This is a genomic window from Arthrobacter sp. KN11-1C (assembly GCF_052180225.1).
In the GTDB taxonomy this organism is placed as follows: Bacteria; Actinomycetota; Actinomycetes; order Actinomycetales; family Micrococcaceae; genus Arthrobacter.
In genome coordinates this window covers 2,520,870-2,538,231 of sequence record NZ_CP197467.1, presented here as the reverse complement: position 1 = coordinate 2,538,231, position 17,362 = coordinate 2,520,870, and the positions used below count along the sequence as shown (strand labels likewise).

Here is a 17,362-nt window from a genome sequence, read left to right as displayed (position 1 = left end):
CACGCGTCAGGCCTCCCCGCCTCAGGGGTTGAAGGCTATGCGCGCCAGCAGCTGGCGCAGAGTTTCCTGCTCCGCCGGGCTCAGTTGATCTAGTGCCACGGATTCGCCCTGTGCAGTGGCGCGGCGTGCCTTCCGGTACAGCTCATGCCCGGCCGGAGTTCCGGCAATGACCTTCGAGCGCCGATCCTGGGGATCGGCGCGGCGCTCCACCAGTCCGCGGGTTTCCAACTGATCCACCAGCGGCACGATCTGGCTGGGGTCCAGGGAGAGGAAGTCGGCCAGCTCCCGTTGCGTGGGAGAGAGACCGCTGCAGGACAGGGACAGGACCGAGTACGAGCGCACCTTGAGGCCCAACGGTTCCAGCAGCTTGTTGGCCCTCGCCGCGCCCGTTGCGCGTGCGCGGGCCGTCAGGAATTCAATTTCACCTGCCAGCTCACACGTGAGGAATCGATCAATTGTGTCGGTGCTCGTGCTGGTTCGGCTTACCAAGTCAGCGCCCTTCAGGGTAGATAAGAAAATTAATCATTGACGTTTTCAAGAGTTTAAGTTGTTATGTATACAGCAAGGTTCCCACGAGCGGTCGGCGGGAACAACAGAAGCCCTGAAGGAGCAGAACATGTCACTGGCTGGAAAAGTAGCTATAGTCACCGGTAGCGGCCGTGGTCTCGGGCTGAGCTATGCCCAGGAATTGGCCCGCCAAGGTGCCGCCCTGGTCATCAATGATGTCGACGCCGATGTCGCGGCGGAAGCTGTCGAATCGATCGTGGGCCGGGGCGGCAAAGCCGTCGCCGTTGTGGCGCCGGTCGGCTCCAGCGAAACTGCCAAGGCCCTTGTTGACTCGGCCGTGGAGAACTTCGGCCGACTTGACATCCTGGTCACCAACGCCGGGGTCTTGCGCGACAAGTCCATCCTGAAGATGACGGACGAGGACTTTGACCTGGTCATCAACGTCCACCTGCGCGGTACCTTCACCTGCGTCCGCGAAGCGTTCGGCTACTTCAAGGAAAACGGTGTCACCGGCCGCATTATCACGATTGGTTCGCCAACGGGCCAGCGCGGAAACTTCGGTCAGACCAACTATGCGGCAGCCAAGGCCGGCATCGTGGGTATGGTCCGCACCTGGGCGCTGGAGATGAAGCGTGCCGGCGTCACCGTTAACGCGGTCATCCCGGTCGCGGCCACGGCCATGACCAAGACTGTTCCGTTCTTTGCCAAGGCCGTGGAGGCGGACGAGCGCGGTGAAGCGATGCCGGAGTTCTTCCGGAAGGAACTGGGTTTCGGCACGGCCGACGACGTCGCTGGGCTGATTGCGTTCCTCGCCTCCGAGGAAGCGGGCAAGATTACCGGCCAAGCCATCGGCGCCGGCGGGGACCGCCTGCAGTTGTGGAGCCACCCGGAAGCCATTATTTCGGAGTTCCACGACGGCGGCTGGGACTACTCCACCTTGCAGCAGCAGTTCAACACCCTCTTCGGCGACAAGCTGCAGTCAGTTGGCGAGTCCTTTCCCGAGCTTCCTGCCGAGCTGCAGCCCGAACCGGCAGCAAATTAGCGAGGAACGCAAGCCATGAGCGTTCGCTACGAACCCGGGATCGACCTCGAGTCGATCACCGCGATCGACATGCACGTGCACGTCGAGGTCGACGACTGCGGCCACAGGGCCATGCCTGAGGACCTCTTCGAGGCGTCGGCCGCCTACTTCAAATCCCAGGAGCGCACCCCCTCCGTGGACCGGATCGCCGAGGTCTATCGTGAGGCGAGGATGGCAGCGGTCCTCTTCACGGTTGATGCGCGAACGGCGCTGGGACATGAGCCCAATTCAATCGAAGACCTGGTGGCAGGGGCCGCCCGCAACAACGACGTACTGATTCCTTTTGGCTCTGTCGATCCGCGCACTGGTGCGGATGCCGTCGTCGGGGCCCTATACCAGGCCAACGAGTTGGGTGTTCGTGGTTTCAAATTCCACCCCTCGCTGCAGGGTTTCGATCCCGCCCGCGAGGAGTTCTACCCGCTCTGGACTGCCCTTGAGGAACTCGCTCTGCCGTGTATCTTCCACACCGGACAGAACGGCATGGGTGCCGGGCTTCCCGGCGGGCGTGGCATCAAGCTTCGATACTCTAACCCCTTGCTGCTTGACGACCTGGCAGCTGACTTCCCGGGCCTAACGATTATCATGGCGCACCCCTCGGTGCCATGGCAGGATGAGGCCAACTCCATCGCAACCCACAAAGCAAACGTTTTCATCGACCTCTCTGGTTGGAGCCCGAAGTACTTTCCAGGCTCGCTGGTGAAGCTGAGCAACAATATCCTGTCAACCAAGGTGCTCTTCGGAACCGATTACCCGCTGATCACGCCTCAGAAGTGGCTTGGCGCCTTTGCCGAACTACCGCTCAAGGACGAAGTCCGCCCGCTGATCCTCAAGGACAACGCGGTCCGGGTCCTGGGACTGGACCACACATGACCGGCTTCTTTTCAAGTGACCAGTACGGTTTTGCTCGGCTGCTCACAGACGCAGAACGCGCAGCCCTGTTACGCCTTCGCTCGGTGCTCGATAGAGAAGTGCGCCCGATCGTCAACGAGTATTGGGATCGTGGCGAGTTTCCCGAGCAGGTTATCGAGCCCTTGATGAACCTGAACCTGATGGCCCCCGCCGAGGTGCTGGCCGCTGGCGAGAAAGTACGAGGACTCTTCGGTGGCTTCCGGAACTTCGAGCTCGCCCGGGTGGACTCTTCCGTGGTGACTTTCTACAACGCGCAGTCCGGGTTGTTCCGCACCACGGTGAACCTGGGCGGCAGCCCTGAACAGGTGGCGGACCTTGACCCGAAGATTATCTCGTACGAGTACAAGGGCGTCCTCGCGCTGACCGAACCGGAGCACGGCTCGGACATTGCCGGGGGGCTGGAAACCTCGGCCACCTTTGAAGGGGACGACGACGGCGGACACTGGGTCATCAACGGTACCAAGCGCTGGATCGGTGGCGCTGCGCAGGCGAATGTGCTGGCGGTCTTCGCCCGCGACACCGCCGATTCCAAGGTCAAGTGCTTCCTGGTGCCCACCGATGCGCCGGGAGTGAAGCTGAGCAAGATTGAGCGCAAGACCAGCTTGCGGATTATGCAGAACGCCGACATCGAGCTCACGCAGGTGAGGGTCACGGCGTCGGCCCGATTGGAAAGAATCAACTCGTTCGCTGACGTCGCGGCGTGCCTGCGCAACATGCGCTCCGACGTCGCCTGGATCGCCGCGGGCGCCTCGGCCGGCGCCTACGAAGCCGCGCTGAAGTACGTTTCCGGGCGGCTGCAGTTCGGCAAGCCGCTTGCCTCGTTCCAGCTGATCCAGCAGAAGCTGGCCACGATGCTCACAAATGTCACCGCGTCCCTTGCAATGGTGGTCAGCCTGACCCAGGCGCAGGACGAGGGCATCTACGTGGACGAAAACTCTGCGATGGCCAAGATGTTCACCGCTCGGATGCTGCGGGAGACCGCGGCGCTGGCTCGCGAGATCTGCGGGGGCAATGGCATATTGCTCGACTACGACGTCGCCCGTTTCCATGCCGACGCCGAAGCCATCTATTCCTACGAAGGCACCGACGAGATCAATGCGTTGATCCTGGGCCGTGCCATTACGGGCATCGGGGCTTTCCGCTAGGCGGAAGACCCGCGGCGTTACCAAGCGTTACCTGAATCACCCAATACCTATCCAAGGAGAACCCATCATGGGCCAAACAGTTCTTTCCTACGACCAGCTCGCAACCGCCGCCGGCACCGACCTGGGTTACAGCGAATTCAGGACGGTCACTCAGGACCAGGTCAATACCTTTGCCGATGCGACGGATGACCACCAGTGGATCCACACCGACCCCGAAAAGGCCAAGCAGGGCCCGTTCGGTGGCGCGATTGCCCACGGCTTCCTTTCGCTGAGCCTGCAGATCGCCTTCTGGTCCGAGCTTTTCGACGTCACCGGTGTTGGCGCCCGGGTCAACTACGGGCTGGACAAGGTCCGCTTCCCGTCACCGGTACCAGTGGGCGCACGGATCCGCATGAAGGCACAGATCGCCGAAGTCGAAGAGGTCAAGGGTGGCTACCAGATCGCCGTCGACCAGGTCGTGGAGGTCGACGGCGCCCCGAAACCCGCCGTCGTTTCCCGCGGCATCTACCGCTTCTACGCCTAAAAGACGCACGCATGTTGAACCAAGGATTAGGAAGCTGGATCCACAAACGCCGGGTCAAGTCCCGAGGGCACACCGCTGTCATCGACGGCCCCGTGTCCGTGACCTACGAGCAGCTGGCCGAGCGCATCGACCGGCTGGCCAACGTACTGACTGACCAGGGCATCAAACGCGGGGACCGGGTGGCCTACCTGGGCAACAACCACCCCGCGTTCCTTGAGACGCTCTTCGCCTGCGGAAGCATCGGCGCGATCTTTGTTCCCATCAACACCCGCCTGGCACCGCAGGAAGTGGCGTTCGCCCTGGAAGATTCCGGAACAACCCTGCTCATCCACGCCCGGCAGAGCGAAGGCCTGGCCATGGCGGCCACCGCCGTGAGGCCCGTCGCGGCGCGACTCGTCGTTGAAGCCGGCCATGACGTCGTCGGGTCCTATGAGGCGGCCATCCGCGCAGCCTCGGCAGAGCACCACGAATATTCGGTTTCCCTGGACGACACGTCCATCATCCTGTACACCTCCGGAACGACCGGCAACCCCAAGGGCGCCATCCTGACCCACGGGAACCTGACCTGGAACTCGTTGAACGTCCTGGTCGACTACGACGTCACCAGCACGCAAGTTGCCCTGATGATTGCCCCCATGTTTCACGTCGCTTCCCTCGGCATGGGCGCACTGCCCACCCTTCTCAAGGGGGGAACCCTGGTGCTTCAGGACCGGTTCGAACCGTCGGCCGTCCTGGCCGCCATCGAACACCATCGCGTCACCTCGCTCTCCGGCGTGCCCACCACCTACCAAATGCTTGCTGAGCACCCGAACTGGGATGCCACCGACCTCTCCTCGATCCGGATGCTCACCTGTGGAGGTTCGGCGGTCCCGACGCGGGTCCTCGACGCCTACGAACAACGAGGACTTTCCTTTTCCGGAGGCTACGGCATGACAGAAACGTCACCGGGGGCCACCTCGCTGCAATCCGAGCACTCGCGGGAGAAAACAGGTTCCGCCGGTCTTCCGCACTTCTTCACCGGCCTCCGGATCGTTGATGTGAACGGTGAAGACGTTTCCGCTCACATTGTCGGGGAGATCCTGATCCAGGGCCCCAACGTGATCCCCAGCTACTGGAACAGGGTAGACGCCACGGCAGCAGCCTTCCAGGACGGGAATTGGTTCAAGTCAGGTGACATGGGGTACATAGACGATCTGGGCTTCTTGTATATCGCCGACCGGCTGAAGGACATGATCATTTCGGGCGGGGAAAACATCTACCCGGCGCAGGTCGAGCAGGCCATCATGGAACTTCCCTCCGTGGCCTCTGTGGCGGTCATCGGTGTACCTGACGAAAAGTGGGGTGAGGCAGTGCACGCCGTCATCGTTCCGGCCGAAGGGCAGCAGGTCACACAGGCCGATATCGTCACCCACCTCGATGGAAAGCTGGCCCGCTACAAGATTCCCCGCACGGTCGAAATCGTCGACGACCTGCCGCGCACCGCCAGCGGGAAGATCCGGAAGAACGACCTGCGTGAAAACTACCGGAAAAGTGCCCTGGCCTAGGTTGACTCAGAGCGACGGCGAGATCCGGCCGGCCGTTTGATTGGCTGCCTCGGCATGGTGCCGCAACTCCGACCCGCCGCCGCGATCCGCGTACACGCTCACGGCCCGGGATGCCACGACTTGGAAGCCGGTTCGAGTCCCACCTTCGTCAGGAAGCTTTTGATCCCTGACTGTGCACAAATCTTCTTTTATCGGCTCCTTCGGGGGCCGTTTTGCGGGTGGCCGTTGGTGTGGCGGCTGCCTCTTTCCTCGGTTGGGCGGTGTGGGCTGTGGCCTTGCTTCTTCATGGTTTGACGAGGACCGGGCTGCGTGACTTTCACGAGTTCTGGTGGTCTGGTTTCAGCCCCGGGGCCGGGTTCAGGTGTCCGAAAGCCCTGCTTTTGGCCGCCGCCAACCCGGGGCAGGGTGATGCCGGGGCGGGATATGGTCTCGGGTGGCGTTCTGATAGCGGGAGCAAGCCTGGGCCGAGGGCCGGAGTGCAACTTGGGGCCCGGAAACGATCCAAGAGTTCGCGAGGGAATAAGCGGCGCTTGAGCGCCGAGCGAAGTTTGGAGTGGGGCCGGCGCAAAGCACCCTGGTTTCGCGCGGGGGCCGCCCAGCAATCATGGGGCATCAGATCGACACATAGCGAAGACGCATCAGTCGCCATTGGGGTCGGAGAGGCATTATGAACTGAAGTGCGACAGACCGCTGTTCGTAGGCTCGCCAATTGATCGCGGTCACGGGACGAACCATTGAGCCGGTCGGCGATAATCGTCCGCCCGAAGCAGCGGCTCTTTAGGCTAAATCCCCCAGTAGCATCCGATAAGTACCCACATGTCGGTCTGTAACTTGCAAAGTCCGGGGCAAATTACCTGGTGGAGAGGCTCAGAAATGAGTCGTTCAGCACGGGATATTTCTCATCGTCGGCAGCCCCGGTTCTTAGGGGTGCTCATCCGCCCCGCCATCCGGTGGTGCCTCCTTAGCCGTTGCCACGGTTGAGGAAAGTGGTCAGTGCCTCGACGACGAGGTCGTGGTCGGCCTTTTGCGGGAGTCCGGAGACTGTTGCGGTGGCGACGTGTCCGGTGCCTTTGACGAATATCGGGAAGGCACCTCCTTGGGAGGCATAGCGCACCTCGTCGAACCATCCGTTGTCTTCGAGTCTGCCTCCGCCGAGCCGGCCTTTGAGCCCGACCAGCAGTGATGGTTCGGCGTACCGCTCGGTTGTTCTGCTCTTTCTCTGGACCCAAAGCTCGTTGTCGGGCGTCGCGCCGGGGAGGGAGACGTGGAAGAGGACGTGTTCGTTTCGGCGGATGTCGATGGCGACCGGGAGGTCCCGCCGGGTGGCGAGCTCCACCAGCAACAGACCCAGCGCCAAGGCGTCGGCTTGGTTGAAGCCGTTCAGGTGCAGGGCGCTGACTTCGTATTCGAGGTGTTCGATTAACGAATGCAGCGCGGCCTCGGGCTGTTCTTCGCGAGAGTCCGGGTCGAATTCTTGCTCGGACGTAACGGTCGCGTCGTGAACCATGATTGGTTGTTCCTTTCTGTTGGAGCGGCCTGCAGTCCTGAGCAATGACCCGGTGTGCCTAGGTGCGGGTGCGCCAGGTCGCGGTTGAGGAGCGGATCTTGAGCTGCGGCTGGATGAGGGTCAGTTGGGTGGGGATGTCCGAGTTGCCGTCAGCCAGGCGGGTCATGAGCATCTCGGCACCTTTCGCGCCGACCTGTTGCGGGAATCCCGCCACGGACGTCAGAGGAGGGACTTGGCCGGCGGCGATGCGGGTGTCATCGAAGGATGCGACGGCGATGTCGCGGCCGGGTTCGAGGCCACGTCGGCGCATTTCGTCGTAGATTCCTTGGGCGACGATGTCGTTGTACGCGATGATCGCGTCCGGTAGCCTCCCTAGGTCGAAGAGCCGGGCGACGGCGGCTGAGCCACCCTCGGGGGTGATCGGGCTGCGCAATTCATCCGGGCTCCAAACGTCGCAACCGTTGGGTTCCAGTGACTTGCGGAGTCCTTCTTCTCGTTCCGTCAGGGACGAGGCGCTGCGGCCACCGAGGAAGGCGACAGTTCTGCAGCCCAAAGCGGCCAGGTGCTCCCCGAGTAGGGTGGCGCCTTTGACGTTGTTGCTACCTACGTAGTCGAATCCAGGGAATCGCCGGGCGAGCAGTGCTAGTGGGACTCCTGCCGCGTTGACCTGTTTGGCGAGCTTTTCGGGGTCGGTGTCCGGGGCTGGTAGCAGCAGGAGTCCATCGACCTGCCGTTCGATCATGGACGCGATGATTTCGTGCTGACGGTCGGCAAGGTCGCGGCTGTAGCCGATGAAGATGGTGTACCCGGCTTCGTGGGTGATCTCGTCGACGGCCATTGCCAGTTCGGCGAAGTAGGGATTGATGATCTCGGTGACGATCAGTCCGATGGTCATGGACCGGTTTTGCCTCAGGTTGGCAGCGGACCGGTTGTAGACATAGCCGAGTTGATCCATGGCCTCGCGCACTTTGGCGGCCGTGCTCTCCGGGATGCGCGAGCTGCCCCGAACAACAAGGGACGCGGTCGATTTTGAGACTCCGGCGGCTTTGCTGACGTCTTCGAGGGTGATGCGCGGGGTCATTCCAGTTTCCTGCCGATGGGGTCGATAGGCGGGATAGCGGTGCTGCCCGCCTATCGACCTTACCAATCCGCGGTCTAGGAACCTTGAAGCTGCACGGCGTGCTTGTCATGGATCGCGTCCCTGGGGTCTTCCAGGCTTCGGCCTTTGGTTTCGGGGACTTCGAAGGTGGCTGCGACGGTGATGGCTGTCAGGAGTGCCAGGTATCCGGCGATGGGTAGCCAGGCTCCGGCGCCGGCCCCATGGACTGTGCTCCCGCCTTCGGCGGTGACCGCGAGTGACATCAGCCAGGCGCCGATCAGGGGAGCTATGCCGCCGGCGATGACCGCGGATCCTTCCCGGGCGACCGACACTCCCAGATACCGCTGTCGGGAGCCGAAGAGTTCGCACATCAGGGCGCTTTGCGCGCCGAACATTCCCCACGTACCAACACCGAGGCCGATGGAGACAACGACGATGGTCAGCACTGTGTCACCGAAGCTCAGCGCATACCAGATGGGGAAGGCGGCGATCAGTTGGAAGATGGCGAAGGCCCGGTAGGTGCGGACGCGGCCGTATTTGTCGGTCAGCCAGCCGGCGAGGGGCACGACGGCGGCGCCCACCGCGGCGGCGAAGACGAGCGAGAGTGCCCCGATGGGTCCCTTCATGCCAATCGCGGCACTGGAAACGTACGCAACCGCAAGTGCCTGGTAGATGGACGAGCCGCCGTTTTCGGCCATGCGCAGTCCGATTCCCAGGAGAAGCGTCTTCCCGGAGCGGTTGATGAGGGTCCTGAGGGGCTTTTCGGTGACCTGCTCGTGCGGTTCCAGCTTGGCAAAGGTGGGGGATTCCTTGAGGCGCAGCCGGATGTAGATGGCGACGCCGAGGATCACGACGCTGGCCAGGAACGGCACCCTCCACAGCCAGGTGTCGGTGATCTTGATGGCCTGGTTGGTGTTCAAAAGCAGGAAGTACACCAGCGCCGCGGCGACGGTGCCCATTTGGACGCCAAGGAAGGGCAGGGAGGCGACGAAGCCGCGTCGGCTTGCGGGAGCGTATTCGGTCATCAGGATGGATGCCCCGGCCATTTCAGCCCCGGCCCCCAGGCCCTGCATCAGGCGCAACACGATGAGCAGGATCGGTGCCAGGATTCCAGCGCCCGTGCCGTACCAGTCGCCGGCCGAGCCGTTGTAGGTGGGCAGGACGCCGATGAGAGTGCTGGCCCCTCCCATGAGGAGGACGGTGGTGAGCAGCACGAACTTCCGCCCAAGCCGGTCGCCGAGGCGGCCGAAGACGACACCGCCGAGCGGCCTGATGGCAAAGCCCAGGAAGTAGGTGCCGAAGCTGAGGATCAGGCCGGTCGCGGGGTTGTTCCCGGGGAAGAACAGCGGGCTGAACACCAGGGCGGAGGCCAGGCTGTACAGGGCGAAGTCGTAGTATTCCAGAGCGCTGCCGAGGGAGCTCGCCCAGGCTGCCCTGGCGAGGTCCCGGGTCGAAATACTGGCGGCTGGCGCCTGCGGGTGGGTTGTTTGGGGATTAAGGCTCACGACGGAGTGCACCTATCTGTGGGGTGGGATGTGGTTGATGAACGGAACCTGTTCGGGGCTTGAGGTCCTTGAGGATGGTGTCCGCGACGCGCAGTGCGTTGGCCGCGATGGTCAGGGCCGGGTTGAGGGCTGCCGAGGAGGGGAAGAAGGAGCTGTCGACGATCCAGAGGTTGTCCAGATCGTGTGTCCTGCAGTCAGGGTTGAGGACACTCGTGCGGGGGTCGTCGCCGGCGACGGCCGTGCCGCATTGATGGGAGTTGGTCTCGATGCCCATGCGTTCGGTGAAGATCAGCGGGTAACCGGCCTTGCGGACGGCCCGTCGGACGCGACGTACTAGTTCTGCATGCGGCTCGAGGTTGTTCGGCTCCCACCAGACGTGGATTTTGCCGTTGACGATGCTGATGCCGTTGCTTCGCCGCGGCAGGTCTTCGGTGGTGAGGTAGATGTCGATGCTGCGGTCCGATATGGCCTTCAGGATCGGGGTGGGCGCCCAGGCGCGTGCCATTTTCAGCATGCTCGCCCGCAGCTTGCCGAGCATCTGCAGATTGCCCAGCGGATGGGGGGTGGTAGGGCCGGCCTCATACCAATCGTTGAGACCGAGGGTCTTCTGCCAGAGGGTCCGGTTGACCTTGAATGGATTGATTCCGATGAAGAAAGTGCTGTTGTGGACCATGTAGTTCCTGCCCAGCAAACCTGAGGAATTGGCCAGTCCTCTCGGATGTCCCGTGGTGGCGGAACCCAAGAGCAAGGCCGCGGAGTTGACTGCCCCGGCGGCGAGAATGAACCTGGCGGCCTCGATGCGGATGACTTGGTCGTTGCGTTCCGCCAAGGCGGCGACGATCGTACGTCCATCGGCCCCGAGAACCAGCCGGGTGACCTTGGTGTCGGTCATTAGCGCGACACCGGCCTCCACTGCGGGGTCGATGGCGACCTTCTCGGCGTCGGACTTCAGTCCCGCTTCATTCGGCGCGCCGTCGCTCGTGGCGCACAAAGCACGCTTCTCCGGAGTGTCGGCGTCGAGCCCGTTGGCCATCCTGAAGGGATGGAGCCCTTGGTTCCGCAGGGAATCCGCCAGATCCTGAATGGCGGGTTCGTGGTCAAGCGCAGGTAACGGATAGCCCTCGGAGTGAACCGGTTCGGTGGGATCTTCGCCGATCTGGCCCCGGACCTTGAAGAGCTTTTCGGCCCGCGTGTAATACGGTTCAAGGTCCGCATAGCTGAAAGGCCACGCAGGAGACACACCGTCTGCATGCCGGGTTTCCTCGAAGTCGCTGGCACGGAACCTCGGCAGGCAGGCGCCGTAGACCTTCGTGTTGCCTCCGACCCAGTAATAGACGCCGGGTTTGAAGGATTCGCCGGTGCGACCATTGAACCAGGCCTCGGCATTCTTGTAGCGGCCCTTGAGATAGACCTCGTCCAGATCGGAGTTCTGTGGCTCCGCCGGCAGGCGGTGACCACGTTCGATCAGCAGGACCCTGGCACCGGAGTCCTTCAGGGCGTAGGCCATGGTGCCGCCGCCCATGCCGGATCCGATGATGGCGATGTCGGTACGGATCACCTCGTCCGGGTACGCCGGTTCTGCCGGTGTCCCCGGACGAGGTGCCTCGTCGATGGTTTGCCAGGACACGGTGCTTACCGGCCCTGCCGTGCCTCGGCGTACTGCTGGATCTGGTCCACGGTGTCCAGGAACCAGTAATCACCCCACATGACGGATTCGTCGACGCCCAGGTCCTTGCCTTCGTGGTAGCTGCCGTGCTTGAGTACGCCTTCCCAGCCCTCGCCCGGACTGGCCAGGAAGTCGTCCGCGCTCAGGCGTTGCAGGATGTTCACTGCGTAGTCGGCATAGATTCCGGCTTTGGTGCGGTCCTGGACGAGGCCTGCGAGCTGCCAGAAACCGCCTGCCGCCGCGGCCGCTGCAGAGGTCTCGTAGGGGCGGACGGGGTTGGGTTCTTCCCAGTCGTTCGGCGGCACGAGACGGTCGCCGGTCTTCTCAAGGTAGAAGTCGGCTGCGGCGATGGCGGTTTCGAGGAAGCGGCGGTCGCCCGTGAAGCGGTAAACGGTACCGAAACCATAGAGGGCCCAGGCCTGCCCGCGTGCCCAGGAGCCGTCGTCGGAGTAGCCCTGTTGGGTGGTCTGCTTCAGGAACGCGCCGGTCTCGACGTCGAACATGCCTTCGTGGGAAGCGGAACCGTCGCCGCGCATCAGGAAGCGCCGGGTGGTAAGGCAGTGGTCAACGGCTTTGCGGGCCATGTCCTGGTCGCCGGTTTGCTGGGCCGCGTAGAGGGCCATGTGGATGTTCATCATGATGTCGATGAACAGGCTGTCTGGCTGGCGGAAGCTGGGCATGTACTTTCCGGCTTCGCGGTAGCGGCTTGCGGTGGTGCGTCCGGCCTCGACCACGACGTCGCGCTTGGTGATGTCACCGGTGGCTTCGAACCAGCGACGGTACGTGGACCAGAACAGGAATCCGAGGTCGTGGACGGTGTCATCGCTCTTTCGTTCTTCGATGAGTTCGGAGTAGTGCTCGGCTGCGGCGCGGAAGCGTGCCTGGTCTGCTTCGTCGGCGCGGCGGGAGAGCATCCAGAGCTGGCCGCCGAGGAAGCCTTCGCACCAGTTGGTCCAGGCTTCACCATCCACCACCCACCTGCCCTCCTCGGTGTAGAGCGGAAACCGGTCAGGGTGGGCCGTGATGAGTCCGGTCAGTTTGGCTGAGGCGGTTTTCCAGGCTTTGGCTGCGGCCTCGGCGAACTCTGCGGGGACTTCGTAGCCCGTCGGGAGCGTGAGCGGCAGGATGGCGGGCAGCACAGCGGGTGCGTGCGATGGTGCCGTGGAGGCGGTGGCGGTCATGTTCGTTTCCTTTGGACGGTTCTGGGGGTCAGGCGCGGGGAGCGTCGGGGGCGTCGACCCACCGGGTGTGCCGGGTGCCGACCTGCAACTGGATGGTCTTGAGTTCGCTGAATTCGGCGAGGGCCTGGCGGCCGAGCTCACGGCCGATGCCGCTTTGGCCGTATCCGCCGAACGGCACTTCGGGGTAGCCGTCCATCCAGCGGTTGACCCAGACGGTGCCGGCGCGCAGGTCTCGGGCAGCGGTGAGGGCCTCGTTGATGTCCTTGCTCCAGATCCCGGCGGACAGTCCGAACGAGGTGGAGTTCGCGATGCTGATCGCTTCTTCGAGCGTGTCGTAGGGGAGCACGGACAAGACGGGACCGAAGATTTCGTCGGTGGCGATGGACATCTGTGCCGTGACGTCCGTGAAGACGGTGGGCTGGTAGAAGCGGCCGTCCAGGCCGGTGTCGAGGCGGCCGCCGCCGGTGAGCAGGTGGGCGCCGGCTGCGCGGCCCTCGGCCACGTAGCGTTCGACGACGGCGAGCTGGGTGTCGTTGACGAGGGAGCCTACCAGCGTGTCGGACTTGAGCGGATCGCCCACGCGCATGTGCTGTGCCCGTTCGACGACGGCGGCGGCGAACTCGTCGGCGATGGAGCGGTGCACGATGAGGCGGCTGCCGGAGTTGCAGCACTGGCCCACGTTGAAGTAGCCGCCGAACACCCCTGCGTCCACTGCGGCCGTGAAGTCGGCGTTGGGTGTAATGATCTGCGGGTTCTTCCCGCCCAGTTCGAGTTCGACCTTCTTCAGGTCCCGCCCGGCTGTGGCGGCGATGCTCTTGCCGACACCCGTTGAGCCTGTGAAGCTGACCATGTCGATGCCGGGGTGTTCGGCGATGGCCGAACCCACCACGCGGTCGCCGGTGACGATGTTCACGACGCCTGCGGGGAAGCCGGCTTCGCGGATGAGGCGGCCCAGCATCACGGTGGTGGCGGAGGTGCTTTCGCTGGGCTTGATGACGGCGGTGTTTCCGGCGGCGAGGGCGAACGGGAGCTTCTGGCTGATGATCAGCAGAGGGAAGTTCCATGGCGTGATCATCCCGACGACGCCGATCGGCTCGTGGACCACGAGCGCCAGGGTGTCGGGCCCCAGGGCGTTGTGGGCGTCACCTTGTGTGTTCCGGGCCAGGCTGGCGGCGTATTCCCACAACTCCGCGGTGCCGGCGACTTCGTTGCGGGACTGGGTGATGGGCTTGCCGGTTTCGAGCGTTTCAGCCAATGCCAGTTCTTCCGCGTCGCGGCGGACAAGGTCGGCGACTTTCAGCAGCAATTTGGAGCGCTCGGATCCGCTGGACTTCCGCCAGCCGCCCTCCAGCGCCTTTCGTGCGGCGAGAACGGCACGGTCGACGTCGTCCTTTCCGCCTTGGGGGAATGAGGTCACCTCGACCTCGTGTGCCGGGCTCAGCCGGGTGAAGGTTTCGCCGCTGCGCGCCTGGACGTCTTCACCGTCGATGATCATCGGGCGGTAGGTGGGCTCGACGTCGTCGAGCGTGTAGTTCCTGGTTTCCATTTCGGGTGTCCTTAGAAGATGTTGTGGGGTGCCGGCTGGTGGTGTCAGTTGTCCGTGAAGTGCGCGGCGCGCTTTTCCCGGAAGGCTGCGACACCCTCGGCCAGGTCGTCGGTGGCGGCCGCGAGGCCGCCGGCGAGGGCTTCGAGCACGTGGGACGGAGCGCCGTCGGCAGCAGCGTCGATGAGTTGCTTGCCCAGTTGCACGGCCAGCGGGGCTCCGGCCAGCAAGTCATCGCTGAGCTTTGCGACGGCCTTTTCAAGCTCCGCTTGGGGCGCGACGGCGGTGGCCAGGCCCCAGCCGACGGCTTCCTCGCCGGTGAGTTGCCTGCGGGTCAGGACAAGTTCCTTGGCCCGTGCCCGGCCTACCAGCTCCGTGGCTCGTTCAGTGCCACCCCAGCCGGGTACGGTGCCCAGTCCGGTTTCGGGAAGGGCGACGCGTGCTTCGGCGGCGATGATGCGGAAGTCGCAGGCGAGGGCCAGTTCCAGCCCGCCGCCGAACGCGAGGCCGTCGACGACGGCGATGCTGGGCTGGCGGAGTCCGGCGAGGGCATCGAAGGCCCGGTGGCCGGTGGCGATCCAGTCCCGCCACATGCCGGCGGCGGAGAGATCGGCGAAGTGGTTGATGTCCGCGCCGACGCAGAAGACCTTTTGACCGCCGGTGCGCACGATGACGAGCCGGGCCGTGGAGGCGGCGACTTCGCGGGTTGCCGCGGCCAGGTCGTCCAAAAGGCCCAGGGTAAGTGCGTTGAGCTTGGCCGAGCGGTCGATCAGGATCGTTGCGGTGTGGCCATCCGCGGAGTACTCCACGGTCACCTGTTCGGTGGCTTCTTTGGTGGCCGGTGCTGTTTCGGTGCTCATGGCTGGTCCTTTCGCTGGCCACCGAGTTCGCCGGCCAAGTGCTCGGCGGCGCGCATGACGATAGCCCAGATGGTCAGGGTGGGGTTGATGCCGGGGCAGCTGGGGAACGCCGCACCGGAGTACATGTAGAGGTTGGGGGTGTCGTGGACCGCGAGGTGCTCGTCCAGGACCGAACCGGCAGGGTCGTGGCCGAAGCGGGCACCGCCGAGGTCGTGGCTGGAGCCGACCCCGGTGAAGTAGGGGCCTTGCCAGGTCTTGGTTGCTCCCATGTCTTTCAGGAGGCCGGTTGCGCGGTCTGCCATCCAGGCGGCCAGTCGGCGCTCATTCTCGCGCAGCCTGTACGTCACCCGGACCAAAGGCATGCCGAGTCCGGAGGAGTCCCGGTGCCGTGGGTCGATTTCCAGGCGGTGCGAGGCGTAGGGCAGGGCGTCGGGTTGGATGCGGATGACCCCTTGCTGGGACCAGAGCTTCAAATGGTCGCGGTAGCCGGCGCCCCAGCGGCGGACGTCCTCGGGGAGGGTTTCGCGGGCGATCTGAAGGGGCAGGGCCTGCTGTTCGGCGCCGAGGGTGGCGCCGCCGATGAAGCCGTGGTCCAGGGACCTGAATTCGGGGGAGAGGTAGTCGTCCAGTACCACGCCCTGGGCGGCAGGGCCGGTGTGGCGGTTGAATTCGGTACCCGGGAAGAGGGCGTCCACGTGGCCGAACATCTTGGTCATGTAATGAAGTCCCAGTTGGCCGGTGTTGTTGCCGAGGCCGTTTTCGTGACGGGAGTCGGCCGAAAGGTACATCAGGCGCAGGTTTTCGTAGGTGTACGCCGAGAGAATGACGGCCCGGGCGTACTGGCGGCGGACCCTGCCCAGGGGATCGACCCACTCGACGCCGCGGGCGGCACCTGACTCATCCATGATGATCCGGGTGACGCGGGAGTGGGTGCGCAGCTCGAAGTTGCCGGTGGCGATGGCGGCAGGCACCGGGCCCAGGCCGGGGTGCCAGCGGTCCCCGCGGAAGGATCCAAGCCCGTTGTTCCACGCACTGTAACCGGTGGCAGCCCGGCCGCCGTAGGACTCGGTGGTGAATCCGACGGGAACGGGGTGCGGGTGCAGTCCGGCGGCGCGGGTGGTTTCGCTGAACTTGTTGCCCAGGATGAACGGCCGGGTGGGCGGCAGCGGGAGGGGCTTGCTGCGCTTGACGAAGGGGTTGGATTCGTCGCCGGCGATGCCGATCAGGTGTTCGAGCTTTGTGTAGAAGGGTTCCAGGTCTTCGTAGTTGACGGGCCAGTCGGCCAGGGTGCAGTCTTCGGGGAGCGCTTCCGGTCCGTAGAGGCCGTCGTAGTGGCTCTTGGGGGCGAATTGCCAGGGGTGGAAGCGCCGTAGCCAGGATCCGTAGTGTCCTGCGGAGCCGCCGACGCCGTTGACCATTCGGCCCAGGGAGAAGGTGGCTTCGCGGCTGTCTTCCTCTTCCGCGGTTTCGCGCCAGCGGGGGGTCTCCTGCTGGAACTTCGGTCCCAGGCCGCCGCGCGTGTAGTAGGCGTGTTCGAGTTCGTCGGGGAGGAATTCGTCCAGGGGACGGAACGGTCCGGCTTCCAGGCCCACCACGCTCAGGCCGGCCTCGGCGAAGACCTGGGCGCTCAGCCCGCCCATGGCCCCGACGCCGATGAGCAGAACGTCGACCTCGTCCGTCATCTGCGGGTTGACGGCGTTCTCGTAGCCAAGCTGCTTGAGCCGGTGTCCTTGGGTATCGCGGGGGATCTCCTGCATGGCATCGGCCAGTGTCTTGATCACCCCACCCTTGGTCACATGCTCGGCGCTGAGGTTTTCCTCGGCGGAGTTTTCCAACCAGACGCCGGGGTGCCTGAGGAACTTCCAGCCGACACTGTCCTTATTTCCACCGTGGGCAGGATCCGCGAACAGCCCTTCCTGCAGGTGCGCGACGACCAGGCCGAAGAGGTCCTGCTGTTCCTTCGCAGGAAGCTGATCGGTCAGTTCGCCTTGTTCGAGCAAGACCAGCACGTCGGTGCGTTCGTCCAGTGTGAGCGCGGCGAAGTTCCGGCCGTGCTTGTTCTCCGCGTACCGGTCCAGGGCGCCAAAGAGCCATTGGTACCGGGGCAGTTCCTTCCGTCCGTAGCCTTCCAGGGTCAGATCCAGATAGGTGGTGACTCCGGCGTCGCGGACGTCGGGGCTTTCCCCGTCGGAAGGGAACATGGCTTCGAACAGCGCGTCGGCAAGTTCGGTTTCGTAGGGGGTAAGAATGCGGAAGCTTTTCATCGCAGGAGTCCTTTCAAGTGTTTCGGCC

The 17,362-nt window shown here is 64.1% G+C and carries 14 protein-coding genes; 5 read left to right on the top strand and 9 right to left on the bottom strand.

All coding sequences use genetic code 11. The features are described 5' to 3' along the window. Window positions 1-21: 21 nt before the first annotated feature. Complete coding sequence (locus ACSBOX_RS11935; protein WP_442542654.1) at window positions 22-489, bottom strand: MarR family winged helix-turn-helix transcriptional regulator; 468 nt, start codon at window positions 487-489, stop codon at window positions 22-24. 127 nt (window positions 490-616) lie between these two features. Between ACSBOX_RS11935 and ACSBOX_RS11930 the strand changes: the two genes are divergently transcribed. The 5 genes from ACSBOX_RS11930 (at window position 617) to menE (ending at window position 5,709) form a co-directional block, all read left to right on the top strand. Further along, window positions 617-1,549: an SDR family NAD(P)-dependent oxidoreductase gene (locus ACSBOX_RS11930; protein WP_442542653.1), complete on the top strand. Its 933-nt coding sequence runs from the start codon at window positions 617-619 to the stop codon at window positions 1,547-1,549. 15 nt (window positions 1,550-1,564) lie between these two features. Next, on the top strand, window positions 1,565-2,458 hold the full coding sequence (locus ACSBOX_RS11925) for an amidohydrolase family protein (RefSeq protein ID WP_442542652.1): 894 nt from the start codon (window positions 1,565-1,567) through the stop codon (window positions 2,456-2,458). Continuing rightward, the gene (locus tag ACSBOX_RS11920) at window positions 2,455-3,642 is read left to right on the top strand and encodes an acyl-CoA dehydrogenase family protein (RefSeq protein ID WP_442542651.1); all 1,188 of its coding nucleotides are present in this window, start codon (window positions 2,455-2,457) and stop codon (window positions 3,640-3,642) included. Before ACSBOX_RS11925 ends, ACSBOX_RS11920 begins: the two co-directional genes overlap by 4 nt. A gap of 67 nt (window positions 3,643-3,709) precedes the next feature. Continuing rightward, window positions 3,710-4,165: a MaoC family dehydratase gene (locus ACSBOX_RS11915; RefSeq protein ID WP_442542650.1), complete on the top strand. Its 456-nt coding sequence runs from the start codon at window positions 3,710-3,712 to the stop codon at window positions 4,163-4,165. Window positions 4,166-4,176: 11 nt separating this feature from the next. Beyond that, on the top strand, window positions 4,177-5,709 hold the full coding sequence (gene menE, locus ACSBOX_RS11910; protein ID WP_442542649.1) for an o-succinylbenzoate--CoA ligase: 1,533 nt from the start codon (window positions 4,177-4,179) through the stop codon (window positions 5,707-5,709). Between the two features lie 961 nt (window positions 5,710-6,670). On the opposite strand, the gene ACSBOX_RS11905 is transcribed toward menE, so the two are convergent. The 8 genes from ACSBOX_RS11905 to ACSBOX_RS11870 form a co-directional block, all read right to left on the bottom strand. Beyond that, window positions 6,671-7,216 (bottom strand): heme-degrading domain-containing protein, encoded by a 546-nt coding sequence (locus ACSBOX_RS11905; protein ID WP_442542648.1) that lies wholly within the window; start codon window positions 7,214-7,216, stop codon window positions 6,671-6,673. A gap of 58 nt (window positions 7,217-7,274) precedes the next feature. Continuing rightward, window positions 7,275-8,297 (bottom strand): LacI family DNA-binding transcriptional regulator, encoded by a 1,023-nt coding sequence (locus ACSBOX_RS11900; protein WP_442542647.1) that lies wholly within the window; start codon window positions 8,295-8,297, stop codon window positions 7,275-7,277. A gap of 74 nt (window positions 8,298-8,371) precedes the next feature. Continuing rightward, window positions 8,372-9,820, bottom strand: coding sequence for an MFS transporter (locus tag ACSBOX_RS11895; protein WP_442542646.1), 1,449 nt, complete (start codon window positions 9,818-9,820; stop codon window positions 8,372-8,374). Next, window positions 9,810-11,447 (bottom strand): GMC oxidoreductase, encoded by a 1,638-nt coding sequence (locus ACSBOX_RS11890; RefSeq protein WP_442542645.1) that lies wholly within the window; start codon window positions 11,445-11,447, stop codon window positions 9,810-9,812. Before ACSBOX_RS11890 ends, ACSBOX_RS11895 begins: the two co-directional genes overlap by 11 nt. A 5-nt stretch (window positions 11,448-11,452) precedes the next feature. Further along, on the bottom strand, window positions 11,453-12,667 hold the full coding sequence (locus ACSBOX_RS11885) for a glycoside hydrolase family 88 protein (protein ID WP_442542644.1): 1,215 nt from the start codon (window positions 12,665-12,667) through the stop codon (window positions 11,453-11,455). Window positions 12,668-12,695: 28 nt separating this feature from the next. Next, complete coding sequence (locus tag ACSBOX_RS11880) at window positions 12,696-14,213, bottom strand: aldehyde dehydrogenase family protein (RefSeq protein WP_442542643.1); 1,518 nt, start codon at window positions 14,211-14,213, stop codon at window positions 12,696-12,698. Window positions 14,214-14,257: 44 nt separating this feature from the next. After that, complete coding sequence (locus tag ACSBOX_RS11875; protein ID WP_442542642.1) at window positions 14,258-15,070, bottom strand: enoyl-CoA hydratase/isomerase family protein; 813 nt, start codon at window positions 15,068-15,070, stop codon at window positions 14,258-14,260. Continuing rightward, entirely contained in the window at window positions 15,067-17,334 is a 2,268-nt protein-coding gene (locus ACSBOX_RS11870; RefSeq protein WP_442542641.1) for a gluconate 2-dehydrogenase subunit 3 family protein, read from the bottom strand. Before ACSBOX_RS11870 ends, ACSBOX_RS11875 begins: the two co-directional genes overlap by 4 nt. Window positions 17,335-17,362 lie beyond the last annotated feature (28 nt).